General features: G+C 52.7%; 19 protein-coding genes. 2 read left to right on the top strand and 17 right to left on the bottom strand.

What is annotated here, in order from left to right:
- Positions 1 to 33: 33 nt before the first annotated feature.
- From CWE14_RS11780 to CWE14_RS11770, 3 genes are read right to left on the bottom strand one after another with little or no spacing between them, the layout of a single operon-like run.
- On the bottom strand, positions 34 to 3,183 hold the full coding sequence (locus tag CWE14_RS11780; protein WP_126799557.1) for an efflux RND transporter permease subunit: 3,150 nt from the start codon (positions 3,181 to 3,183) through the stop codon (positions 34 to 36).
- Positions 3,184 to 3,186: 3 nt separating this feature from the next.
- Positions 3,187 to 4,257, bottom strand: coding sequence for an efflux RND transporter periplasmic adaptor subunit (locus CWE14_RS11775; protein ID WP_126799556.1), 1,071 nt, complete (start codon positions 4,255 to 4,257; stop codon positions 3,187 to 3,189).
- A gap of 45 nt (positions 4,258 to 4,302) precedes the next feature.
- Positions 4,303 to 6,204 (bottom strand): CASTOR/POLLUX-related putative ion channel, encoded by a 1,902-nt coding sequence (locus CWE14_RS11770; protein WP_126799555.1) that lies wholly within the window; start codon positions 6,202 to 6,204, stop codon positions 4,303 to 4,305.
- Positions 6,205 to 6,295: 91 nt separating this feature from the next.
- On the opposite strand from CWE14_RS11770, the gene CWE14_RS11765 reads away from it, so the two are divergent.
- Positions 6,296 to 8,446, top strand: a complete 2,151-nt coding sequence (locus tag CWE14_RS11765; protein ID WP_126799554.1) for a BCCT family transporter — start codon at positions 6,296 to 6,298, stop codon at positions 8,444 to 8,446.
- A 60-nt stretch (positions 8,447 to 8,506) separates the two neighbouring features.
- On the opposite strand, the gene CWE14_RS11760 is transcribed toward CWE14_RS11765, so the two are convergent.
- From CWE14_RS11760 to CWE14_RS11725, 8 genes are all read right to left on the bottom strand, one after another.
- Positions 8,507 to 10,171 (bottom strand): dipeptidyl-peptidase 3 family protein, encoded by a 1,665-nt coding sequence (locus CWE14_RS11760; protein WP_126799553.1) that lies wholly within the window; start codon positions 10,169 to 10,171, stop codon positions 8,507 to 8,509.
- Positions 10,172 to 10,256: 85 nt separating this feature from the next.
- The gene (gene arsJ, locus CWE14_RS11755) at positions 10,257 to 11,510 is read right to left on the bottom strand and encodes an organoarsenical effux MFS transporter ArsJ (protein ID WP_126799552.1); all 1,254 of its coding nucleotides are present in this window, start codon (positions 11,508 to 11,510) and stop codon (positions 10,257 to 10,259) included.
- Positions 11,511 to 11,512: 2 nt separating this feature from the next.
- Positions 11,513 to 12,229 carry a phosphate signaling complex protein PhoU gene (gene phoU / locus CWE14_RS11750; RefSeq protein ID WP_126799551.1) on the bottom strand — a complete coding sequence of 239 codons (717 nt, stop codon included), beginning with the start codon at positions 12,227 to 12,229 and terminating at the stop codon, positions 11,513 to 11,515.
- Between the two features lie 25 nt (positions 12,230 to 12,254).
- Complete coding sequence (gene pstB, locus CWE14_RS11745) at positions 12,255 to 13,049, bottom strand: phosphate ABC transporter ATP-binding protein PstB (RefSeq protein WP_126799550.1); 795 nt, start codon at positions 13,047 to 13,049, stop codon at positions 12,255 to 12,257.
- A 33-nt stretch (positions 13,050 to 13,082) separates the two neighbouring features.
- Positions 13,083 to 14,432: a phosphate ABC transporter permease PstA gene (gene pstA / locus CWE14_RS11740; RefSeq protein ID WP_126799549.1), complete on the bottom strand. Its 1,350-nt coding sequence runs from the start codon at positions 14,430 to 14,432 to the stop codon at positions 13,083 to 13,085.
- Positions 14,433 to 14,444: 12 nt separating this feature from the next.
- The gene (gene pstC / locus CWE14_RS11735) at positions 14,445 to 15,836 is read right to left on the bottom strand and encodes a phosphate ABC transporter permease subunit PstC (protein ID WP_126799548.1); all 1,392 of its coding nucleotides are present in this window, start codon (positions 15,834 to 15,836) and stop codon (positions 14,445 to 14,447) included.
- A gap of 155 nt (positions 15,837 to 15,991) precedes the next feature.
- Entirely contained in the window at positions 15,992 to 17,020 is a 1,029-nt protein-coding gene (locus tag CWE14_RS11730; RefSeq protein WP_126799547.1) for a substrate-binding domain-containing protein, read from the bottom strand.
- An 82-nt stretch (positions 17,021 to 17,102) separates the two neighbouring features.
- A complete protein-coding gene (locus tag CWE14_RS11725; RefSeq protein WP_157981819.1) occupies positions 17,103 to 18,149 on the bottom strand; it encodes a porin in 1,047 nt (348 codons plus the stop codon).
- 258 nt (positions 18,150 to 18,407) lie between these two features.
- Here CWE14_RS11725 and CWE14_RS11720 point away from each other — a divergent pair, with 258 nt between their 5' ends.
- A complete protein-coding gene (locus CWE14_RS11720; protein ID WP_126799545.1) occupies positions 18,408 to 19,949 on the top strand; it encodes an amidase family protein in 1,542 nt (513 codons plus the stop codon).
- 53 nt (positions 19,950 to 20,002) lie between these two features.
- Here the strand turns inward: CWE14_RS11720 and CWE14_RS11715 are convergent, their stop codons facing one another.
- From CWE14_RS11715 to CWE14_RS11690, 6 genes are all read right to left on the bottom strand, one after another.
- Positions 20,003 to 21,931 (bottom strand): methyl-accepting chemotaxis protein, encoded by a 1,929-nt coding sequence (locus tag CWE14_RS11715; protein ID WP_126799544.1) that lies wholly within the window; start codon positions 21,929 to 21,931, stop codon positions 20,003 to 20,005.
- Between the two features lie 50 nt (positions 21,932 to 21,981).
- Positions 21,982 to 23,004, bottom strand: a complete 1,023-nt coding sequence (locus CWE14_RS11710; protein ID WP_126799543.1) for a porin — start codon at positions 23,002 to 23,004, stop codon at positions 21,982 to 21,984.
- Positions 23,005 to 23,083: 79 nt separating this feature from the next.
- A complete protein-coding gene (locus CWE14_RS11705) occupies positions 23,084 to 23,374 on the bottom strand; it encodes a hypothetical protein (RefSeq protein ID WP_126799542.1) in 291 nt (96 codons plus the stop codon).
- Positions 23,375 to 23,418: 44 nt separating this feature from the next.
- Complete coding sequence (locus CWE14_RS11700) at positions 23,419 to 24,090, bottom strand: haloacid dehalogenase type II (RefSeq protein WP_126799541.1); 672 nt, start codon at positions 24,088 to 24,090, stop codon at positions 23,419 to 23,421.
- Positions 24,091 to 24,209: 119 nt separating this feature from the next.
- On the bottom strand, positions 24,210 to 24,629 hold the full coding sequence (locus CWE14_RS11695) for a hypothetical protein (RefSeq protein WP_126799540.1): 420 nt from the start codon (positions 24,627 to 24,629) through the stop codon (positions 24,210 to 24,212).
- 493 nt (positions 24,630 to 25,122) lie between these two features.
- Positions 25,123 to 25,692 (bottom strand): hypothetical protein, encoded by a 570-nt coding sequence (locus CWE14_RS11690; protein WP_126799539.1) that lies wholly within the window; start codon positions 25,690 to 25,692, stop codon positions 25,123 to 25,125.
- Between the last annotated feature and the right edge of the window lie 61 nt (positions 25,693 to 25,753).

Raw genomic sequence — 25,753 nt, 5'->3', positions numbered from 1 at the left:
TTTGTCTGTTGCTTTGTCTCACATCCGATCAGCCTAACGCCCTGTCAGTAAGCTCGCCAAACGCTCACTTAACCCGCTGACAATCATATAAAAGGCGGGGATCAAAAATAGCGTTAACAGCATTGAAACGCTCAAGCCGCCGACCACCGCAAGCGCAAGCGGATGCATGATTTCGGCCCCTTCACCCAGACCTAAAGCCAGCGGCAACATGCCCAGCACTGTCGTCAGTGTGGTCATCAGGATCGGTCGTAAGCGCACCCGCGCCGCACTTTGCACCGCGTCGATAACCGCCATATTCTGCTGCCGACGGCCAATTTCAATGTACTCGACCAGCAGAATCGCATTATTCACCACGATCCCTATCAGCAGCACCACACCAATTAACACCGGCGCTGACATTGCAGTACCTGTCACGCCCAGCATCGCCACCACGCCGAGCAAGGCCAGTGGCGCCGCAGTCAGAATAACCAAAGGATTACTCAAGCGTTCATACTGCACCGCCAACACCACAAAAACCAGAAACAATGCCAGCAACACCACAGTGCGTAATTCCGCGTTGGTTTCCTGAATCGTTTCCCACTGGCCAGAGTAAATTACCGCGACCTCATCCGGCATCTCGAAGTCAGCCATGCGCCTTTCAACTTCGGCCATAATGGTGCCAACATCCGAGGCTTCGGTATTAATATCGCCGTTAACCCGAACTACCCGGTTCTGATTCTCACGCTCAATATGGGCGGGCCCTTCGCCTAATGAAAATGACGCCACATCACGTAAGAAAATCGGCTCCCCCTGATGGCGAAACAAAATCATGTTACCCAAGGTCTCTTCATCAGAAATTTGCTCGCGTGGCAGCAACAGCCGCACATCATACTCATAGGAGCCGTCAATAAACCGCGTCGGAACTGCCCCTTCGACCGCGTTGCGCACCGCATTTCCGACTTCGGATACACGCAAGCCCAAATCCGCGGCACGCTCGCGGTCGACCACGATACGCATTAACGGACTGCGGTCTTCACGGCCTACTTCCAGTCCGTCCAAACCCGGAATACCTTGCAGCAAAGCCTCGATATCACGAGCGTACGAGCGCAGCAACTGCAGCTCATCACCGACCAGGGTGAGGGAGAAATCCGCTCCGCCCGGGCTAAACTGCAAACCCGAAATTGAAGGGGGCCGCACACTAATCCGCGCCCCCGGTAAGTCAAGCTGATCAAGCCGCTGCTGCGCTTCACTGACCCATTGTCCGGCCGTCATGTCAGGTCGCTGCGACGCTGAGGTTAGCTGGATACCGATATTACTGGTGCCTGGACGGGGGTTAATAATGCCACCGCCAAGGTGACCACCAACCAGCGAAAATACAGTGTCGACATGGGGCATATCCATTACCACCGCCTCTATCTGGCGTGCGGCGGCGTCTGTCTCGCCCGGCGGCGTACCACTGGGTAAGACCATGCGCACACTGACTCCACCATCATCAACCTGAGGCAGAAACTCATTGCCCAGTTTACTGCCGATAGCGATAATCCCCCACAGCGCCAACGCAGTCACCAGCAGACTGAGGTACGGCATCCGCAGCAATGGCAACAGTGCGCGGGCGTAGCCATTGCTTAACACCTGAATCAACCGGTCAAAGCCAGTAATAAGGCGGCTCTGTGCAAGTCCACTTTGCCATTTCACCTTCACCAATAGCGCCGCCAGCATAGGTACCACGGTTAATGCTGCCGCCAGCGTCGCGAGAATAGCGAATGAAATAGTCAGAATAAGCTCACGAAAGATAATTGCCGCATAGCCAGTAATCAGTAAAAACGGCAGGACCGCCGCTAAGTTGGTTAAGGTGCCCGCGGTAATGGCCGAGGTGACCTCGCGAGCCCCTTCGTGAGCCGCTTCCTCACCGCTTGCGGCACCTTCTTTGAGCTTGCGGAAAATAGTTTCCAGCATCACGATGGCGTTATCCAGTAACAAACCAACGCCCAACGCGAGGCCACCTAAACTGATCACATTTAAGGTTAATCCACTTAACCCCATCAGGCTGAATGTGGCCATGATCGCAATCGGAATCGATAGCCCGACGACAAAGCTTTTACGCAATGAACCGAGGAACAAAAATACCACCAACATCGCCAGTATTCCGCCCAGCAAGGCGGCGGTTCCGACGCTGGTAATAGCACCCCGAATAAAATAGGCCTGGTCATCCACCGCCTGATACTCAATATCGTCGGGCAGGAACCCTGAACGCTCCAGCTGTTGCATCACCTGCTGAACGGCCTCGGTCACTTCAACTGTGTTCGCCTGGGGCAATTTCGTTACCGACACCTGTACAGCGGGAACACCATTTAAGCGTGAAAACAAACGTTGTTCAGCATGCCCGTCAGAAACCTCGGCGACCTCGCTAAGGCGAATACGCTGGTCTGTGCCCGGTACTGTCAGCAACAAATTGGCGATTTCACTGGCCGAGGTCAGCATGCCATCGGTTTTGGCCATGACATCAAAGCTTTCTGAGGTCATCCAGCCTGACGCAATATCCACATTCTCTGCCGCCAACAGCTCGATAAGATCATTCATGCTGAGGTTAAAGGCGGCTAGTCGATGCTGATCCACCACCACCTGAATTTCGCGTTCCTGACCGCCGGCTGCTTCCACAGAGGCGACCCCACGAATCGCATTTAACTGCGGTGTTAACTGGTTGGTCACCCAATTATCCACCTCAACCTCACTGCGCACACTGGAACTAAACCCAGCCTGCCACACAGGGTCTTGAGACGGATCTCGTTTGTACAGCCGAGGCGGCTCAATGTCAGTGGGTAACTGGGTTTTGGCAAGCTCCAGCAAACGGCCTGCATCCTGCAACGCGAGGTCCAGATTCGTGCCTAGCTCAAAGTGCAGATTCACATTGGTGCGCCCTTCGGAAGCGCGACTGTCAATCAACACCAGGTTCTCTGCCGCCGCCATATTACGCTCAACGACACGAGTGACCTGCTCTTCCATGACTTCAGGTGCCACCCCGGGGTAATTCACCGTGATGGTAATTTGCGGGTATTCAATATGCGGTAGCAGATCGACTGGCAGGCGTTGCACAAAGAACAAGCCAAGGACAAAAATCACCGAGGCAATTGACAGGGTACCTATCGGACGCCGGATAGCTAAACTGGCGAGACCACGGCGTGGTTGTCCGTCCGGGTGCTGCATGCGCTACCCCCGGTAACCGACAATTCGTACAGCGGTCCCTTCCGCCATATCAATCGGATTACTGGCAAGCACCAGCTCATCCGCACTCAGCCCTTGTTCTATCTCGGTCCATTGGCCACGGGTAATGCCGACGGTGACCTCACGACGAACCAGCCGTTCCTCTTCCACCACATAGATATAGTGACCGTCATCCCCTTCCCCTACTGCAGCGGCGGGCACAGCAATAGTATCGGGGCGGGCGTCAATCACCATCGGGATGCGGCCTAAGTAACCCGGTCGGACGCCCTGCGCAAAACTGTCCTCGGGCAGCGCTATTTCAATCGTAACCATTCGCGTAGTCGCATCTGCCATGGGGAAAATGCGCCGAATGCGTCCGTTGAAGGTTCGCTCCGGTAACGCATCCAGTTGCACCGGAACCACCTGACCGACACGTAAATGGCGAACATCGCGCTCGGAAATGCCGGGCAACAACACCAGTTCTTCCATCACCCCAAGTTCGAACAGAGGTTGTTGCGACTCGGCCACTTCACCGGGCTCAATATGGCGGGCCGTTACCACCGCATTCTGCGGTGCCCGTACCGAACCAAAATCGACCCGGGTCTGCCATAACTGCTGCTCGGCTCTGGCTACTTCGTAGGCCGCCCGTGCCCGTTGCAGCTCGGCGTCACTAATATTGCGTGACTCCAGTAATTGCTCAAGCCGTTGATACTCTAAGCGGGCTTCTTCTTTACTCGATTCGGCGCGTTGCAACTCGACGCTTTCTTCCTGCACATCGAAGCGTGCCAGAAGCTGCCCCTGCTCGACACGGTCACCCTCTTCAGCCAGCACTTCAACCAGCGACCCATGCAGACGGCTGTTGATTGCAATCTGAAATCGAGGACGAACGCTTGCTGACAATCGCACCTGACGTGATAAGTCACGGGGAGACACCTCGTACACCGCAATTGGTGTGCGCCGTTCAGCTGCTTGCGTGGTGTCGCTGTCATCAGCGTCACGTGAACATGCAGCCAGCAGTACCACCACCGGCAACAACACGAGTGTAAGCGGACTACTTAGCCTGGTTGCATATTGCACATTACACCTACTAAACCAATTGAGATAAAAAACGCGCTAACCTTGCTAGCCCATGACGACCAGTTTGGTCTGCTCTGTACAGTCTACGCTGAAGCCGGGCGCGAGGTTCAGTTGAGCACGCTCTTTTGCATGTTTAACCCCGAGCAAAACAGCCCCTTCGGCGGCTACCGCTTGCTGCAGGGTGCGAAAATAATGTTGCCCCAGCCATTTGTGCGGCACAGGCCGCACCTGCAAACCAACCCCTTTCGGGCTTAGCAGGGTGTCATACACGGCTCGCAGTTCAGGGTAAACCGCCAGCTGCGCCAATAAGTGGCTGATAATCGCTGAGCTCTGCACCACTTCACTGCGTAACTTGTACTTGTTCGCACTAACATAGACTGCATTGTTCGGGTCGGTCAGTTCAACCACCACCTGTGGCCGTTGCTGTTCGTCATCGAGCAGTAAGTCCAGTAGCTGATTCGCAACAATACTGCGCGCATCCGCTTCTTCACCACTTTCCAGCCGGTCACTGGCAAACACCACAATACTGTCATAGGTCGACAGACTTTGCTTGCTTAGCACAGAAGGTCGTGTGTAATCCGCTTCTATCAGTTGGCAATCCAAAACCAGGGATTCAAGCTGTTGCGCGCGCTCTGTGGCTGGCATGGTCGAAATTGAGGTTAACGACAGTTGCTCTGAGGTCGCTTGCGCAATGTGCTCAACAAATCTCGGCACCCGTCCGTTCCAGCCCAGCAGTAGCACTGACCGTTGCGCCTTTGCAGGCGGATAATCAGACCAGTCCGGTGCCGGTAACTGGGGCTCCAGAGCCTCGTCAGGCGGCAGCAGTACAATATCCCGTTCAGCTTTAGCCAGCAGCACCAGGCTGTCGTCGCGGCCAATCACCAGATCATGCGCTGGCGCCAGTACCGGGAAACTACGACCCTCTTCACGTCGGATCAAGCCGCAGGGTATCGCGGCTTTATAATGTTGGCTCACCGTACGCCACGGCTGTCCCTGCAGCGCTGTGGCCGGGCTGGTATAGAACTGACAACCATAGGCGTCGACCAGCAGGTTATCGAGTATGTCGGAAACCCCAGGCTGAAGTACGCTTTGACTAAAAGCGCGGGCAATCGCGATATCGCTTGCTACCAGTTGCAAAGGTCCGCGATACGAATGGCGGGCTAAGGCTATTTTTTCTGCGCTTTGCAGTTCAACAATCGCCAACGGCAACTGCTCCGGTGGCCGTTGCGCACTGAGGTACAACAGCACTTTAATCGCTTCCGCATCGGCTGACAGCAACTCTGCCGGGGTTACCGCCGGCGACGGAATAATGACCACCCGCGCATTGGCGGCCGCGACACGGTGAAGGTGCTCAGGGTTAAGCATCGAACCAGAACGCAGGATAACCTGACGGCGCTGCCGGGAGAGTTCAGCATTGCTGTAAAACTGCGCCGTCGCACCCTCAGTAATGTCTTCAGCCAGCACCGTAATCCGGGTCTGGGTCCGCTTATCACGCTCATCCAACAGTGCCCCCCGGCCAAGTACGTCGAGTAGGATCGGTATGGTCCGCGAGGTCCAGCCCAACACCGCGATATGACGGCGCAACGACACCGGCGTCAGGCCCTGCTCCAGGGTGCGCATTTTGGCAGACAGCCATTGGGTCATAATCGCGACCAGCGTACCCATAAAGAGCACATAACCTAATACCGTCAGTATCGTGGAAATGACCCGGCGCATCACCCCCTGGTCATCGCCCAGGTAACCCGGGTCCGTCAGGCGTAGAAAAGCCCACCATATATTCTCCGCGTAAACCTCTTGCGGACCATGCAGAGCCGTTACCAGAACACCGCCGGTTACCGACACCAGCACCACCAGCATCCAGGCCACCAGCAACTGATAGAAAGCCCCTTTTGCCAGCTGGCGTTCGAGGTAAAACTTGAGGTGATCAATCAGTTTGAGGTGAAACATCTGTTGTCCTTGTTTCTTGTATTCAAGTCAGGTGCTGCTAGTCTTTACATAAACTTACGCTAATAAGTTCTTCATTTTAGGGAGTATTTGCATGGGTGCAACGTCCTCAAAGGTAAAAAGCACACTACTTTTACCGGTTTTCCTTCCTGCCATTATAGTCATTGCTCTACTCATTATTGGTACCATAAGTAATCCTGACCTGGCCGGAAGCATCTTTGAAACCACGTTAGCAGAAATCACCTCCCGGTTCGGCTGGTTTTATATGCTGGCGGTGGCAATATTTCTGGTTTTTGTCGTCGGTATAGCGCTGACCAAATGGGGACGGATAAAACTAGGCCCTGATCACGCGGACGCAGAGTACAGTTTCCCTGCCTGGTTCGCTATGCTGTTTTCAGCTGGTTATGGTATCGCCCTGCTGTTTTTCGGCGTGGCCGAACCGGTCCTGCATTATTCAACACCACCCATGGGAGCACCTGAAACCCTTGATTCCGCTAAAGCAGCGATGCAGATTTCGTTTTTCCACTGGGGTTTTCATATCTGGGCTATTTATGGCCTGACCGGTCTGGTGCTGGCCTACTTTGCCTTTCGCCATGGTTTACCGCTGTCGATGCGCTCGGCGCTCTATCCGCTTATCGGCGATAAAATTTACGGGCCTATTGGCCACACCGTCGACACCTTTGCCATTCTCGGCACCATGTTTGGTATCGCCACCACCCTGGGGCTGTCGGTGGCGCAAATTAATGCCGGGGTTAACGAGTTATGGGGGGTCCCGGTCAATACCACGGTGCAGGTGATATTTATCGGTATCATTACCCTGGCAGCGATTGCCTCTGTGGCGGCCGGCATGGACAAGGGGATTAAACGACTCTCAGTCATTAACATGACTCTGGTGCTGTTCTTACTAGTTTCTGTGTTTATTTTCGGCCCCAGCATTTTCCTGCTCGAAACCTTCCTGCAGAACACCGGCTCTTACCTTAATAACATTGTGGAGCGGACCTTTAACCTGCAGGCTTATGAGCGCAGTGACTGGATCGGTAACTGGACCCTGTTCATTTTCGGCTGGACCATTGCCTGGGCACCTTTTGTCGGCCTCTTTATTGCAAAAATCAGTCGCGGCCGCACCATTCGTCAGTTCGTGTTCGGTGTTATGTTTGTGCCAACCATGTTCACCTTCCTTTGGTTCAGTGTATTCGGCGACACCGCACTCAACCTGATTATGCAGCAGGGCTATACCTCGCTCATTGCAGAAGTACAGGCAGATGAAGCGGTCGCCTTATTCAGAATGTACTCAGCCTTGTTAGACGGCTACCCGCCGATCTTTACCACGGTGATTTCGATAGCGACAGTTATTCTGATTATCACCTTCTTTGTCACCTCGTCTGACTCAGGTTCACTGGTGGTTGACTCGCTGGCCTCAGGTGGGGTGATGAACACACCTGTCTGGCAACGTGTGTTCTGGGCCACGCTGGAAGGGGTAGTCGCCTCGGTACTCTTGATTGCCGGTGGCTTAAGTGCCCTGCAAGCGGCCTCCGTCGCCAGTGCCCTGCCGTTTGCGATCATCATGCTGATTGCAGCCTTTGGTATGTGGCGCGCCCTGATCATTGAAGGGCATCAGTCCGGCAGCCTGCGCAGCCATATGAAAGGTGCCCGCACCAACAGTGGCGCTGGCAAAGGGTCCTGGGAGCGACGCCTGAGCAGTCTGGTCGACTTCCCGCATAAGGACCAGGTGCTGCAGTATATTGAGAACGACGTCCAGGCAACCCTGGATAAGCTGAAAGCTTCCCTGGTAGAAAAGAAATGGCCAGCCGAAGTAATCTGGGACGAATCAAATCAGCGTGTCTATCTGGAAGTAAAGCTCGAAGAGCAGCTCGATTTCTTCTACGAGGTGCGTCTGCGCGAGCATGAACTGCCGGACTACGCCTACCCGATGTTGCGCCGCAACATTAAGGAAAAAGAACACTACTCAACCGCAGAGGTGTTTCTGCGCCAGGGTGGCCAGGCCTACGACGTCTACGGCTACAACGAGCGAGACCTGATGGATGATGTTCTCAATCAGTTCGAAAACTACCTCGCCTTCCTTAAGATCAGCCCAAGTACGCTGCCATGGGATATGGCGAAGCATGATGAAGAGCTGGATATAGAAGAAGATCCGGAAGCTATCTGGGAAGATAAACTGGCAGGTAGCGATGGCAACGACGGTGACGACGACAAAGAAAGCGACACCGGCAAAGACAAAGCCTGAAAACAAAAGGCCCGGTCATGTGACCGGGCCTTTGCATATCCAACATCGGGAACGGGCGGTTTAATTCAGACCCAGTACCGACTTACCTTGTTCAAAGTGCACATCAACCGGGATCTGCGCTTGCTGCAAACGGTCTAAGTCAAACTGCAGCGTTTCGCCAACATGACCCATCTCGGCAAACAATTCTCCGACACCTTGATAGTCGCCGTCACCCTGCAATTGCAGAATCAGTGCCGACAGATCATTCATGGCTGCACGCATATTGTCCATGTTCACTGAATACTGGCCATCGTCATTGCGGGTAAAGGCATCGGCATCAGCAAAGTAATTGAAGCGCACCATATTGGCCTGCCCGTGCGCGCTTGACGCACCAAAGCGCACCGAACGGAAGATACCAGCGAGGAAGGTAACATAGTAATCTTCCAGCTCACCTTCACTGATAACGCCTTCTTCAAGCAATTGCGTCACCATATACAAACCCAGAATATCTGCTTTGCCTTCTTCCAGTGGTGAACTGTACTCGCGCAGAGCCGCCCGCACCGTACCACGGCCATCAATGGTGTTTTTAATTCCCAGCCCATGGGCTACTTCATGGAACATGGTATTGGCAAAGAACGCATCAAAAGTAATGTTGTCGCGCTGCTCAGGTACAATCAGCTCATCTGCAATTGGCAGCAGGATCTCGTCAAACTTCGCCCGCATCGCATTTTTCAGCTGCGAACGCCGGGTTCCTTTGGCCAGCTGTACTTCCTCGTCATTCGGTAGGTTAACCGCAATGGTTTTGCTGCCGGCATTGGAATGACCGGCGTAGTACACAATGTCATAAGCATTTAATTGTGCATCACTGCCCGGCTCTTCCGCTTTGTACTGCTCTGGCACCGGTAAGCCACGCTGCAGGGCTGGCAGATGCTCTGCGTACACCGCTAAACGTTCACTCCACTCCAGATCTTTAATCAATACATACGATTCAAAACCTGCCTTGTAGCCGAACAGACGGTCTTCATAGACTTCAATCGGACCGATAATGACATCAACCAGGTTGTCCTCAAGGTCCATCCACTGCATGTCCGATGGCTGATAGTCACTGCTAAGGAACGCCTCAGCACGGGCGCGCAAGTAGTCAGCAAAGGGCTCATAATCGGCCAGATCCGCAGCCTCATTTAGCAGTGACGCCGCGCGTTGCAGTTCGTCTTTATAGACTTCATGGTAGGGCAATGCATACAACTCGCCCTGGTCATTGCGCCGTACCAGTGTATACAGGCTGTCTTTGTCGTCGAACTGCGCAGCATCGAATTCTTCGCGGCTCATATCAGCCGGGTAATAATTGGCGCCCAGCGGCTTTTCGCTGTAACCAGCTAAAAATGGGAGGTTATTATTCAGTCTGTCCCATGGCCCATAATTGATCTCGGCAAAGCGACGTACTTGTGGGTCGTTAATCCCATTCAGCAACTCCTCACGGTCACCGCTGTAGGCCTGCCGCCAGAACAGGGTATCCATAATCTCTGAGGCTTCGATCAGGGTCGCTACCATTTGCCGTTGATTGTCTGACAAGTGCGACAGATCCGCATCTAAGCGAACTGGCTGGTAAATATCCAGACGCTGTTCCGCGCCAGCAACCAGCGTATGACCAGCCCCGGGTTGCTCTGACGGGCTGCGTTCAGCGCTGCAGGCTGCGACGCTTAAGGCAGCCGCGACCGCCAGCGAGAGGTATGTAATCGATTTCATAGCAAAACCTTATATGACGTATTTTGAAAGCCTGATTGTATATACCAAATTCGCGCGGGTTGCGCGAATCTGGTTTATCCTGGCTTTAGTTTACGCCGTTCTGGTTTGGCTCGCCAGGCATTGGCCCGGCCGGACCGGCGCTACGCTGCGGTAGCGCGCTGATGGCAATGGTAGAGAAGAAAATCAACGCAGTAGAGATTAGCAGACACGCAAGCAGCCCCCACTGCTGATAAACCCAGCCGGAGAGTACAGTGCCAAGCAATCGGCCCGCCGCGTTGGCCATATAATAAAAACCCACGTCCAGGGACACACCATCGGCACGCGAGTAGGATACAATCAGATAACTGTGCAGCGACGAGTTAATGGCGAACAAAATACCGAAAGCGGCCAGACCAATAATAATGCTGGTTGCGACCGGCCACCCCTGCCAAAGCGCCAGCGATAACAGTAACGGACTGAGGGTCAGTAAAGCGCCCCACAATACCGCCTGATTCCGCGGGCTGGCATCCGCTTGCTGAGTGAGTCTTGGCGCAAGCCCCTGAACGAACCCGTAGCCAATCACCCACAACGCAAGAAAACTGCCAACCTGCCAGTTGCCCCAGCCAAGCTGGCTGGCCAGAAATACAGGCAAGGCCACCACAAACCAGACATCACGGGCACCAAACAGGAGAAAGCGCGCGGCTGAGAGCACATTGATAGGTCGGCTTTTCGACCAGATATCATTAAATTTCGGTTTAAACTGCGCTTTGCCAGACTCTTTTTTAAGAAACAGCAGGCTGCAAAGCCAGACCACACTAAGCATCAGCGCCATAACCAACACTGCGCCAGTAAAGCCAAGCAGTGTAAGTAGCAGGCCACCAAGGAAAAAACCTACCCCTTTTAAGGTGTTTTTCGAACCAGTAAGGATCGCCACCCATTTGTACAGCTGCTGCTGTTGGTTGTCCGGCACTAACAGCTTAATAGTGCTTTTGGCACTCATTTTATTCAGGTCTTTGGCAATGCCGGACAGTGCCTGCGCCGCCATCACCCACACTACAGTCAGCATCCCAGCCGGCACCAGCAACATCGCCAGCGCCAGGATCTGCACCCCGAGGCCAATGTTCATCGTCCTGTTCAGGCCCCAGCGAGCGCCCAGCCAGCCACCAAAGAGGTTGGTGACAATGCCAAAGAACTCGTAAAAGAGGAACAGCATGGCCACTTCAAGGGCACTGTAACCAAGCTGGTGAAAATGAAGCACCACCAGCATGCGCAGCGCACCGTCGGTCAGGGTGAACGCCCAGTAGTTACCAGTAACAAGCAGGTACTGGCGGATTGCGGGCGACAGCTGGCTGAACAGCATGGTTAACGGGTCTTGCGCACAGTTTGTTCCATATCTTCATCGCTGGTGTGGCGGACGTCCTTGCCATGCACGTTGTAAATTACGTACTCGGCGATATTCTGACAACGGTCACCAATCCGCTCTAACGAACGGGCAGAGAAAACCACATCCATGATCTTAGGAATACTACGCGGGTCTTCCATCATATAGGTCATCAGCTGACGCAGCATGCCTTCGTACTGACGGTCGATGCCCTGGTCGGTGCGGTGCACTTCCAGCGCTTCTTCAGCATCCATGCGGGCAAAAGCGTTGAGCACCGTACGCAACATGTTCAGGACTAACTGGCCAAGGTTCTCCAGCGCCGCCAGCAAGTGCTGCTGTTCGCTGCTGAAGCTCTCTTTTGCTACCGCCGCAATACGTTTCACCTCATCGCCAATCCGTTCAAGATCGGCAATGGTTTTGAAGGTCGCGATGATCTGACGTAGATCGCGCGCCGTCGGCTGACGTTTGGCGATAAGCTGAGTACAGGCATTGTCGATATCCATCTCCAGGGCATTGACCCGGGTATCATTGCTCAGCACTCTGTCAGCCAGTTCATGATCACTGGCCTTGATAGCCTGAATCGCATCGGTCAGTTGCTTTTCCACCACGCCGCCCATTGACAGGACAGCGTTGCGCACCTCTTTTAGCTCTTCGTCAAACTGCGAAGAAATATGTCTGCCACTATTTACATGTTCCATAGCTGTCTCTTTGCCTCTTAGCGTCTTAGCCGTAGCGACCGGTAATGTAATCTTCGGTACGCTTATGTTTCGGGTTGGTGAACAAGTCATCGGTCTCGCTCACTTCCACCACTTCACCCAGATGGAAAAATGCCGTGCGGTCTGAAACCCGCGCCGCCTGCTGCATGTTGTGAGTCACAATGACAATGGTAAATTTTTCTTTCAGGTCGTGGATCAGCTCTTCAATAATGCCGGTCGCAATCGGGTCCAGCGCCGAACATGGCTCATCCATCAGAATCACTTCCGGGCTTACCGCAATGGTTCGTGCTATACACAAACGCTGTTGCTGACCACCCGATAAACCAGTGCCGGGTTCAGTCAGGCGGTCTTTCACTTCTTCCCACAGACCGGCACGGCGTAAACTCGACTCCACAATTTCGTCCAGTTCAGGTTTGCGCTCAACCAGGCCATGCAATTTAGGGCCATAAGCAATATTATCGTAGATCGACTTAGGAAAGGGGTTTGGCTTCTGGAAAACCATACCAACCTTAGCCCGCAGTAGGACTTCATCGACTGAAGAATGATAGATATCCTGCCCATCCAGTTCAATGCTGCCAGTAACACGACAGGAATCGATGGTGTCATTCATCCGGTTCAGGCAGCGCAGGAAAGTTGACTTACCACACCCTGACGGGCCGATAAATGACAGCACTTCGTTGTTGCGAACATCCAGATCAATACCCTTGATCGCCTGGGTATCGCCATAAAACACCTCAACATTGCGCGCTCTTATTGCGGTCTGCTGAGACGCGATATCCGGGGCTGATTGTGAATTCTGCATAGTTTAAAACCTTTGTGATCAATATTGAATGAGTTACCAACGCACTTCGAGCTTTCTGCGCAGCCAGATAGCCAGGCTATTGAGGCTAATCATAAGCATCAGCAATACAATAATTGCCGCCGAGGTTCGCGCTTCAAAGAAGTTACGCAGTTCATTGCCCTGCCAAAGATAAATCTGCACTGGCAACGCCGTTGCCTGGTCCATCGGTGATTGCGGAATACTGGCCACAAATGACTTCATTCCGATTAACAGTAAAGGAGCCGTTTCCCCTAACGCCTGCGCCACACCTAAAATCGAGCCAGTCAGAATGCCCGGAATCGCCAACGGCAGCACATGGTGGAACACGGTTTGGGTTTTCGACGCTCCCAGGCCCAGCGCTGCTGCGCGGATCGAAGGCGGAATAGCACGCAAGGTGGCGCGGGTCGCAATAATCACCGTCGGCAGGGTCATCAGTGACAATACCAGGCCACCCACCACAGGCGCTGACATTGGCAGCTTGAACCAGTTAATGAACACAGCCGCACCAAGCAAACCGAAGATAATTGAAGGCACCGCAGCCAGATTATTGATATTCACTTCAATAATATCGGTCAGTTTATTCTTCGGCGCGAACTCTTCAAGGTAGATAGCTGCAGCCACTCCCATCGGAATAGCGAGGAAAATTACAATCAGCAGCATGTAGAACGAGCCAACGAACGCGCCCGCCAGACCTGCCGATGCCAGAGAACTGCGAGAGTCAGGGTTCATAAACAGCGCCGTGCTAAAACGATTCTGAATATGTCCATTAGCATGCAGTTCATCCGCCCATTCCCGAACCACGCTCGTCAACTGCAGCTGTTCATCCGGCAATGAGCGGTCAATGTTGCCCTTTAGCCAGACATCCACATCGGCTGAGGTTAACAATGTCAGACTACGGGTTTCACCCACAATTGACGGGTCTTCCATCACCATATCACGTAAGGCATGTCGTTCACCCGAGGTCACCAACTGCGTCACATAACGGGTTTGTGAGCGTTCAAAGTCGCTCAGCAACGGCGTGATCGAGTCGCTGAGAATACGGTTGAAGTTAACGAAACCGAGCTGCGTCTCCCACTCCAGTAAACGCTCGTCAAAGTCTTCGAACGTTTCATTGGGTTGCTGCTCCGGCTTTTCAGAAATACGGATTACGTCAGGATCAAAATAGACCTCTACCGTCATACTGGTTTGCCAGAATGCAGGAATACCTTTGGAGAAAATATTGATAAACAGAATAGCTACCAGCGCCAGGCTTACCATCACGCTGCCCAGCCCCAGAGTGCGAAACAGCTTCTCCTGACGGCGGCGACGGGTTAGCGACGCCACTACTTTATCCTGCACAGTTAAGTTTGAATTATCCTGAGACATACTAAAGCCGCCTTAGTCGTATTGCTCACGGAACTTCCGAACAATCAGAAGTGCAATGATATTAAGTACCAACGTAATCGCGAACAGCGTTAAGCCAAGGGCAAACGCTACCAGCGACTGCGGGCTGGAAAAGTCATTATCACCGGTCAGCTGGTTAACAATAGTAACCGTCATGGTCGACACCGCTTCAAACGGGTTGGCGGTTAGAACCGGGCTGTTACCTGCTGCGAGCACCACAATCATGGTTTCACCAACCGCACGGCTGGCGGCCAATAACACCGCTCCGGAAATACCTGGCAAGGCCGCAGGCAGCACCACTTTGCGAATCGTTTCTGACTTCGTTGCACCTAAGCCCAATGAACCGTCCCGCAGTGCTTTTGGCACCTGGGTCAGAATGTCATCGGACAGTGAGGAGATAAAAGGAATGATCATAATGCCCATCACCACCCCAGCGGTTAACGCCGAGGTTGCCCTGATATCCAGTCCAACGCTGGCTCCGAGTGAGGCCAGAAACGGCCCCACCGTGACCAAAGCAAAGAAGCCATAGACGATGGTCGGAATACCCGCGAGGATTTCAATGACCGGCTTGGCAATGCTGCGCAAACGCGACGGTGCATACTCAGCAAGGTAGATAGCGGTGAGCAGACCCAGTGGAATTGCGACCAATAAGGCCACTGACGCGACTAACAGAGTACCGACCAACAACGGCAACAGGCCAAACTCGCCCTGATCGCCGCCACCTACGGTGGAAAAACGCGGGTTCCAGGTGGTGCCAAAGAAGAAGTCCATGGGGCTGACAAACTGGAAGAAACGCAGCGTTTCACCGACCATTGATAACACAATGCCGATGGTGGTCAGAATCGCCACCGTGGAAGACGCAATCAGCACCCCCTTAATCACCCGCTCCATCGCATTACGCGCACGTAGCTGCGGGTTGACCCGGCGGTAACTTAGAAATAAACCGGCTGCCGCCGCGGCGCTCACCGCCGCCACCATGATCGCCTGACTCAGCGCACGCATCTCCTGATAATATTGCGCCGCCTGCATTTCCCAGTCGGCCAGTACACCAGCCGCGACGAAATTGCCCGCCACATTGTGTACACGCCGCAAGATGGCGTCCAGCTCACTACCGCTGAAACTCGCCATAGGTTCTGGCAACTGACTAATCAGCATCTGGTTTATCATCCAGGGCGAGAACCAACTCCACAACAACACCAGCAACAGCGCTGGTGCCACCGTCCAGAACGCAACTAACGCACCATGATGGTGTGGCCTGGAATGCATCGGGGGGGTCGTCTTATCGCGTGCTGCACGCGAAGCCTGCTTACTACTTTTGGTAGTACCCAGCTGATACGCCAGGCCCATCAATATAAGCAGTACAGCAATTACGGTGAGGTTACTCATGTTTGCTCCATAACTGGCAACAAGGGTTATGACATCATGATGACGAGTCTAAGACACAAATGTGACAGCAATATGACAAAGATGCATGCTTTCACTCGTTCAAATTAAAAAAGGCCACACTGACTGGTGGCCTTTGAATGGTCTATAAGCTCTTGTTACAGAGACTCTTTCTCACGAATGGTCTGGAGTACCTGGTCGCGCTCTTCGTCTGACAGTGGGATCAACCCAGCCGACTCAAGAATGCTGCCAAAGCCTGAGGTCATGTCGCTGACAAAGAACTGAGCAAACTCTTGCAAGCCCGGGATTACGCCAATGTGCGCGCCTTTGATATAGAAATATAAAGGACGCGAAACCGGGTAGTCACCAGCAATGATATTATCAATGCTTGGAGTCACTCCTGACACCGTGGCAACTTGCAGGCGGTCACGGTTGCTTTCGTAAAAGCTAAGGCCAAAGACACCCACGGTATTGCGGTTGGATTCCAGGCGCGCCAGAGTCTCAGTGTAATCACCGGCAATTTCAACCACGCGGCCGTCGGTGCGCATGGCAAGACAGGCATCATTCTGCGCTGATGAGTCTAACGCCTGAATTTGCTCGAACTTCTTACAGCCCTCCAGAATTACCTTCTCTTCATAGACTTCGCGGGTACCATGGTTGGAACCTGGGATAGCCAATACGATTTCCTGATCAGGCAGCGACGAATCGATTTCAGCCCAGCTGGAATAAGGGTTCATCACCATTTCGCCGTCTTGCGGAACACGTCGTGCCTGGGCCAGAAAGACATGCTCTGGTTCCAGCTCAAAACGGCCACCGCCAGCGCGGGAAGCGAATACGATGCCGTCATAGCCGATTTTCACTTCGATGACTTCTTCAACACCGTTCGATTTACAATTTTCCAGTTCGTTAGGGCGAATTGCCCGCGACGAGTTGGCGATATCAATGGTATTCGCGCCAACACCCTGGCAAAACTGACGTAAACCACCACCAGAACCACCAGAGCCAACCACCGGCGTGCGATAGCGGGTGAAGTTGTTACCGAACTCTTCCGCTGCAATCGAGCTGAATGGTAATACAGTCGAAGAACCAGCAATCTGAATCACATCACGTTGTTGTGCTGAAGCAGAAAAAACTGCCAGCGAAGCCGCTGTGGCGCAAGCCAGTGTCGCAAATCGTTTCATGTTCATAAGTACATCCCCTTAGGGTCTAGCAAGTAAGATTGCTGTCATAATGCCGCACCAATGTTGCAGCAATATGACAATTCGTCGGTTAGAAATTGTAAATAAACCCGAGTGACAAACCGGTCGCCTGGTTACCCACCGCAGGGGTTAATTTGACGTCCCGGCCACCACCAGATACGAGGAAATTCGCCTGGTCGTCGTTGTCCGTCAGACCTAAAATTGCGTATAGAGTGAAGTCTTCATGCATATAATAGTCGAGACCCAGGGCAACCAATGTCGCTGAGGTGTCGTCAAGGTCATTACCACTAGCCTGGTAGGCTTGGCCCATTAGCCCGTAGTCACCAAACAGGTATTTGAACCCACCACCGAACACGTCGCGGTCACCAAACAGCATGTCAGAGCTTTTCTGGTAAAAGGTTATCCCCTGCCACTGCTCCGTGAACCAGTAACTTGCCGCCAGCCGCATCGCGCTCGGGTCAAGCTCAGCACCTTCGGTCATCTCGTACGAGCCGGCCAGCCACAACCCATTGGCTTCATAGTTCAGCGCCACACTGATTGCCTCAAAGTCGTTCTCGGTTGTCGCATCTGTCTGATTGTGCGGAGAATACTGCAGGTCAAAGGTAATATTATTGAATGAAGGGCTGCGGTAATGCAGGCTGTTACGGAAACGCTGATCATAGTTTGGGTCACTATTAAGGCCAGTGGTCTGGTCATAGTTCATTCCCGGCCCCTGGGCAACGTTGCGCAAGTCACCCAAGCGGTCATTAAAGACATCCGCATCAGCGCGTAATATTTTACCTGGGGTATCAAATGAGCCCCAGCGCATCTGTCCCCAACTGCCGCGCAAGCCGGCGAAGGAGTCACGAGTCGCGAAGTCACCGCCACGCTGATCAAAGCGAACGTTTTGTTCCAGTTGAACAAAGGCTTCGAGACCAGGAGCGACCTGATGTTTCGCCCGAAAACCTAAACGGCTCGAGTTACTTGAAACGTTGAGACCATAGTCGCTGCCATCGCCTAGTATGTCGGTACTGATATGAGCACGCCCATACACTTCAATGTCAGTCGCCTGCGCTGGCATTGCGCTCGCAAGGCCAAGTGTTACTGCACATGCAGCAAAAATAGGGTTAAGTTTCACAGTGTTGTCTCCAGCAAAGTTCGAGTAAGGGGTTGCTGGAGAGATACTATAGTTACACTTTGTGACACTAAAATGACAATTTGACATTTTTATTGCGTTTATTTGACCATGCCGTGTCAGTCCTGTGTTGTTTTGATGACCGTTTTGATGACATGAATAAGTTATCCACAGCCACGCTTCCTTTTTAACCGTTTTTTCTTGTCTGCTCAGGTCTGTTTAAGGCATGGTAATGAACGTTATTCAATTCAGGAGCTTCGCATGACCGTCTTACGTCGGTGTTATCTGCAATTTTTCGCGCTGTTAGCGGCCACCTCATTAATTGCCTGTGCCTCAACAGAACCAACAGTAAAAGAACAACTGGCCTTCGCCTCAGTGGCGCAGATCCAGCAACTGTATAGCAGCAATCAGCTCAGCAGCGAGGAACTGGTCCGTTATTACCAGGCACAAATTGCCGCGAATAACGAAACGGGTATGCAGCTCAGAGCCATCATTGACCTAAACCCGGACGCACTACAAATTGCCCGTCAGCTGGATCAGGAACGGGCTAACGGCACCCTGCGTTCACCGCTGCACGGTATGCCAGTGGTATTAAAAGCGAATATCGCCACCGCTGACCGTTTGCCAACCACCGCCGGAGCTGAAGTCCTGCAGGATCATTACACCGCAAGTGACGCCGAGGTGGTCGCCCAGTTACGCCAACAAGGATTGATCGTACTGGGTAAAGCCAATCTCTCTGAATGGGCAAATTTCCGTGGTTTTAGTTCGTCCAGCGGTTGGTCAGGGCTTGGTGGCCAGGCGCGTAACCCGTACCTGCCAACTCACACCCCTTGTGGGTCCAGCTCCGGCTCCGCTGTCGCCGTTGCTGCTGACTTTAGCTTACTCTCCGTTGGCACGGAAACCGATGGCTCGATTATGTGCCCGGCCTCGATAAATGGAGTGGTCGGCGTTAAATCGACCCGCGGCAGTGTATCCGGCGACGGTATTATTCCGATAGCCTCGGCGCAGGATATCGCCGGCCCAATGGCGCGGTATGTGGACGACGCCCGCCTGCTGCTAAATGCCATGCTAACGCCCGTGGCACGCGAGCAAATGGAACAGCAACAAGGGGATACGAAGAAAGTCCTGTTAGTACGTGCCTACGATGAGCAATTTGTGGGTGTGGAAGCGATGACCGAACGTGTCGAGCTGCAATTAGAGCAAGTCGGCATTGACGTGGTCAGTACTGACCAGTGGCAGCTCCCGGACGGACTTGGCGACGCCGAACTAGAGGTTTTGCTGTACGAATTTAAGCGTGACCTCAATCAGTGGTTAAGTGACTACGATGCACCGTTGCAAGCGGCAACTATCGATGCTGTGATCGCTTACAACAATACACATGCTGATCGCGTGCTAGTTCATTTCGGCCAGGAATACTTTGAACAGGCCAGCGCCATTGATCTTGAAGCAAGTGAAGACAGCTATCTGCAAGCGTTGCAGACAGGGCGACAACTCGCCAGTGAGTTTCTTGACAACTTACTCGAGCAGCATGGCGCAGACGCTATTGTTATCCCAAGCTATGGCCCAGCCTGGCCGATTGACCACGAAAACGGCGATGGTTTTAACTTTGGTACTTCTACCGCTGGGGCGGTATCCGGATACCCCTCAGTGACCCTGCGTGCCGGGTTTGAGAATGAGTTACCGCTGGGTATCAGCCTGATTGGGCCCAACTACAGCGACTATCAACTATTGGAGCTGGCCCGCATACTCGAAGCCAGTGGCAGTGGTTTTGTTGCCCCACAAATGCAGACAGCGACCGAATAGGTCGCTGTCTGATCTTTTTTGCTGGTCTTTTTGCTAGTAAGTGTTACCGCAATTTACAGCCGGAAGCGCTTGACCATGTCCTGCAGGTGTTCGGCCAGTCGAGCCAGTGACTCGCTCGACTCAACCGACTCTTTGACATGTCCGCTCGCCTGTTCAGCGATATCACTCACCGAATGAATACTCTGATTGATCTCGCGGGTGGCCATGGTCTGCTCTTCGGCAGCACTGGCTATCTGTTGGATCATCTCATTAATTTTATTCGCAGCCATGGTGATATTGCTTAACGACTCACCTGCTGAACTGACTTTATGAACCGCCTGATCAACCGCTTCAGAACTGCCCTTCATTGCCTGGACAGCGCTGTCCGCACGGTTTTGCAGGGTGCTGATGATTTGCTGAATTTCCTGTGTTGAGGCCTGAGTGCGCGACGCCAGCGTGCGAACTTCATCCGCTACCACACTAAAGCCACGCCCACTTTCGCCAGCCCGGGCCGCTTCGATCGCCGCATTCAACGCCAACAGGTTGGTTTGCTCGGCAATCTGGCCAATGACATCCAGCACTTTACCAATTTTGTCACTGTCTTCTTTCAGGTGACCCACCACATCACTGCTATGGGCGATATCCTTCGACAGCATGTGCACCGTTTCCACAGTTTCACCCACCACGTTCTGGCCTTTGTCAGCCTCCGTGTTCGCCGCTTGCGCTGCATCCGCAGCATCCTGCGAATTACGGGCAACTTCTTCCGCGGTTGAGCTCATTTCGTTAATCGCCGTCGCCGCATTACTCAGTTGCGCGTTCTGCTCGGTAATACCGCGCTGGGTCGCGTCACTGACCTGACTTAACTGGGTCGAAGCCGAAGCCACCTGCTCTGAGTAGCTGCTGATATCGCTGATCACCTCACGCAAGCGCTGCTGCATCGCAGATATTGACGCCAGAATGCTACTATCGTCGCCTGCCTTCAGAGTAATAGGCGTGCTTAAGTCGCCTTCGGCCACTTTAGAAACCGCTGCAGACGCGTAACTGGGTTCGCCGCCGATCACGCTGAGCACATTGCGCGCAATCGCGATACAGATAGCTGCCGCTATCACAACAATAATGCTCACCACCACCACCAGTAACCAGAACATCCGGCTGACCGCAGCCAGGGCAACGCTTTGCGGTTCCTCAACCACCAGCCCCCAGCCCAACAGGTCAATGTAGTTGTACGCACCCACCACCATAGTGCCTTGCGCATTGGGGTATATACCTACGCCGTCCTGGCTGCTGCGAATCGCGCCGGAGGCCTGGGTATCGATGGCATCATCAAGATTACGAATCGAATTACTACGGGTAATTGCAGTACCGTCGGCCGCCAATAAGAATACCTCGGCATCGTCACTGACCGGCAACTGTTGGACCCGGTCAGTGACCGTATCCAGCATCACAGCGCCGCGCAGCACGCCGATTATCTCACGATCACGATAGACCGGGATCACCACCGTACTGACCCGATTACCCGAGGCTCTGGACACCAGTGGCTCAGAGAACACTTCATTGCCGCGAATCGCACTGCGGAACCAGTCTCTGTCTGCCACCACAAACTGATTTGCCTGCTGCTGCGAGAGCACCTCAGCGTTGCCATCATAACTTACAGCAAACTGACCGACGCCCCTGGTATCGACAAAGTAAATCGTGTCCCAGTAACCGTGTTCTTCGGCAAGCCTGACCAGCAGGTTTTCCATCTGTGCTTCATCCTGCTCAACAAAGGCATCCAGGCTAGCGTACAGGCGCAGTTCGTCCTGACGTGCCAGCAACCAGTCCATAAACGACTGAGCGCCGCCTTCACTGGTGCCCTGCAAACGGTTCAACGCTGCTTCGTTTGAGGTACTGCGGTATTCGTTGTATACCATCGCAGCAACAATCACCACCGAGAACAACACCAGCGCGATAATCATCGCTGACAGGCGGCCCCCAAAACCTAAATTATTCCAGAATTTTTTCATGAGTCTCTCCAATAGCTACCAGCTACTTAGGGTTAAGTCGTTACCAGAAGTTAGAAATTAAAAATCATACCTAAGGACAGCGCGGTTGCTGTTTCCCCAAGAAGGGGGGTAAGGCCGGTGTCGCGGCCGCCTGCGGAGACGCTGAAGTCAGCGGCCGGTTCGTTATCGGTTAAGCCATACACCAGGTAACCGGAAAAACGACGGGTAAAGCGTCTATCCAGCCCCACCACCCACATACTGGCCCCGGTGTTGGGGTCGTTGTTGGCCGAGGAGGTATACCACTGCGAACGCAGTGCATAGTCGCCAAACAGATAGGCCAGACCAACACCGTAAACATCACGGGGCCCGCCTTCGAGCTGCTCAGCACGCTGATAGTAACCCGTCATCATCCAGCTCGAACTGAAGCTATATTCCATGCCCAGACGCCATGCCTGCGGGGTCAGCGCAAACTCTTCGTACTCCTGATAAGCGAGGCCCAGATAGAGCGCGTCTGTGGTGTAGGTTACCCGGGCACTAAGCCCTTCCTGGTCATTGCTGACCGTCGGTCCGGTGTCATCATGGGGGGTGTACTGCAGGTCAAAGGTAAACCCCTGCAGGGTTGGGCTGGTGTAGTGAATGCCGTTACGGAAACGGACATCGAACGCCATATTGTTGCCACTGGCAATATTACGGGCATCACCAATACGGCTGTTGAACATGTCAACACGCGAGCGCAGGGTGGTTCCCGGAGGCTCAAAGTAGCCAATACGAACCGACCCCATGTCACTGCGAATGCCTGCGAAGCTGTCGCGCGAAGCCAGTTCTGAGCCGCGCTGACCGTAACGGATCAACTGCTCAATCTGGAAAAATACTTCATAGTCCTGATTAATATCGTAGTCACCGCGAAAACCCAGGTGACTGAGGTTACTGGACACATTCAGGCCGGAACTCTCGCCATCACCGAGTTGATCCAGTGACAAATGGGCCCGTCCATAAATTTCTATATCTACATCTTCAGATGTTTGTGCGTGAGCTCGCTCAATACTCAGAGCGGCCAGCAAAATTACTACGATGCTGGTTAGCAGTTTTGGCATGGTTGTTCCTCTTTAACATAGCAAACCTAATCCCTTTATTAGGTTTCTTTATCTATGTATCGGGAACAACAGAGGGGGCTTAAGGAGAATTTTTATCGTTATCGACGATTTCGCCCTCAATTACTGTACCACGGGTCTTTCCGCGCTGCTCCGATGAGCTAAAGTCAGCCGCACCAGCGCTGTTAGCCTGTCTTTTTTGCTTCTGCCAGGCCTTTTGAAAGGCCTTACGCTGGAGGTAAACACGGAGCAGAAAAACAGGCACCAACAGCAACCCAAGGATCAAAAATGCGCTCGCTACGAAGACGCCAAAGACAAGCGCCACAATAAGCAGCGCAAAAAAGACTAGTTTCTGGAGGAAGCCTGGTTTCACGATAATTCTCTATTAAGTGGAAGAAGCTTAATTACTGGCCACGATTATCGCACAGGCAGCTGGTTTGGCAACCGGATCAGCGACTCAACCACCAGTTCGGGTTGTGCCCCCCAAGGGTCAAATGCTGCGGCCGGATCACGTTTTACCCAGGCCGTGCGCATGCCCACCGACCCCGCACCAATAATGTCGAAACCATTGGCCGACACCAGCCAGGTCTGTTCGGGGTGGCTGTTCGCTTCACGCAGAAAGTGCGTATAGACCTTAGGATCCGGCTTAAACGACTTCACATCGCTTACCGACACCACGCCATTAAACTCGTTGGCAATACCAGCGTTTTCCAGCAGCGACTCCACCATCGGCTTGCAACCATTAGAGAACGCATAAATACGATGCTGCTTGCCAAGCATCTGCAACGCCTGCTGCACGTCGTCGAATAACGGCAGCAGGTTGTAGGCTTCCATCAACACCGCTTCATCGGTGTCGGTCAGTTTTAACCCATATAGCTCGTTGCAATAGCGAAGCGCATCCCGCGTACACACCGAAAAGTCTTTAAACCTCTGCATTAAGCCACGGCGAAACGCGTACTCAAGCTGCTTATGCCGCCACATCGCCGCTACCTCGGTCGCCCGCTCCGGCGCAAACGCAGCCACTGCCCGCTCGATCCCCTGAGGATCAAATAAAGTCCCGTAGACATCAAATGCCAAAGTACACTGCACGTCAGCGCTCTCCTTCCTTCATCCTGGCGTTGACTACTAAGTTTGCGTGCTTCGCGCGGATTTCGCTATTGGCTTAAAGTCTAATATGCGGCAAATTTACCTTTTCATTACAACCAGTTTTACTCGCTAACTTTTTCTCCGTCAGCGTTTTCAACCCATGCAGTAATTCTATTACCGTCAACATTGTATCGCACAACGTATTCTTCATTTTCTTCTACAGCAATGTCACTTACGGAAAAAATTGCATTTCCCCCACCGTTAAACGCGTAAACGTTTATATCTCTGACCCCTGGTTCAAGTAGGATTTGGCTCCGAGCTTGCATGTTATTCGCCGATACTGCTGCTTTAAATTTATTATCTCTAGGCCGTGGACTAATTAAAATTCTACCTACCGGTCCTTCCTCAGCTGAAACTAACGCCCATGTTTCCTTTCCTTCTCTATCTGGTGCCTCATATGCATTCCTGTATACATTCATCATTGAACATCCCCCTAACAGGAATGATAAAAAAATCACCAGAAAAATATTATAACGTTTCACTATTCTTTCCTTTTTTGTTTTTTTAGAACGCAATTCGATCTTCGCAGCCAAACTAAAGCCGTGGTGCAAATCCGACTGTACGTGCGCATGCTTCTTGGCCATGCTTACCAATCAGCATTGTAATTTAATTCGGGCCTTAATCACATCACTTTTCTCGTCATATTTTTGGAATAAACTTATGCAATTCAAGGAGTAAGGTGACTCAATAATCAGCACATTGACAGTCCCCCCTCTCGCATAAGTGTTGCAGTGATCAGTCTTCAAAAGGCGCTGCATCTTCTTAGAGGCTATTTACCAGTCACCAAAAAATTGAACGAGAAAAAATACAACCAGCGCCATCAAAGAAAAGAGTGTTCTAACTATCTGCCCCGCTTCCGAAGATTGAAAGGAATCCACTTCTCAGGCCAGATAAAATCACTTAACTTCATTCTCGTCCTTCGGGATTTCATCCCAGGTCTTTGAGTAGTACCAGGTACTTCCTCCAAATCCTCTCTTAACCCTCTCTAAGTTTTTTCCCTACTTCTCGCTGCCTTTCTAGCTTCTCTTTCTGGGGAACTGTCAATGTATCCGGGTCGTAGTAGGAGTCTGTCGTAAAAGGAGTAAGGAATTCACACATGCCTTCACCATTGGCGCAATACAACATGGATTTCCTTTTTTTCTGTCTAACATTACCGGTAGGGATAACTATTACTTCCAATTGTTGAATACGCTCCTGCGTCAAAGATACAACAAACTTATAGCTTTCGCCTCGCCGCAGTTTTGGCAGACTTTCCTTGTTAAGGGGGATATGCTCCTCTAACACATCCTCCTCAGCATTCGTCCAGACAACACCAATTGAATCAGGTAGGCTTTCGCGGCGATCTCCGTTCACTCTTTGCACGGGAAACAGCATCTCTTCGGTAAAGGCGCCTATACAACCACCGCCCCAGGTATCCCGGGTCCATATGCCTTTTTCAACACATATCATTTGGTCGCTTATGTTTTGATGTGCAATGTCATAGCTTAGGCTTGAGCATCCCGAAGCAAACAATAGTAGAGCGATAATCAAGCTAAACCTTTTCATTGGGGATTTCCTCCTGGTTGATTTGCGCTATGGCATTGGGCAGCGGCATGGGTACATATGA

Origin of the sequence: Aliidiomarina soli, from assembly GCF_003986975.1 — a bacterium.
In the GTDB taxonomy this organism is placed as follows: Bacteria; Pseudomonadota; Gammaproteobacteria; order Enterobacterales; family Alteromonadaceae; genus Aliidiomarina; species Aliidiomarina soli.
This window is presented reverse-complemented; position numbering and strand designations above follow the sequence as displayed.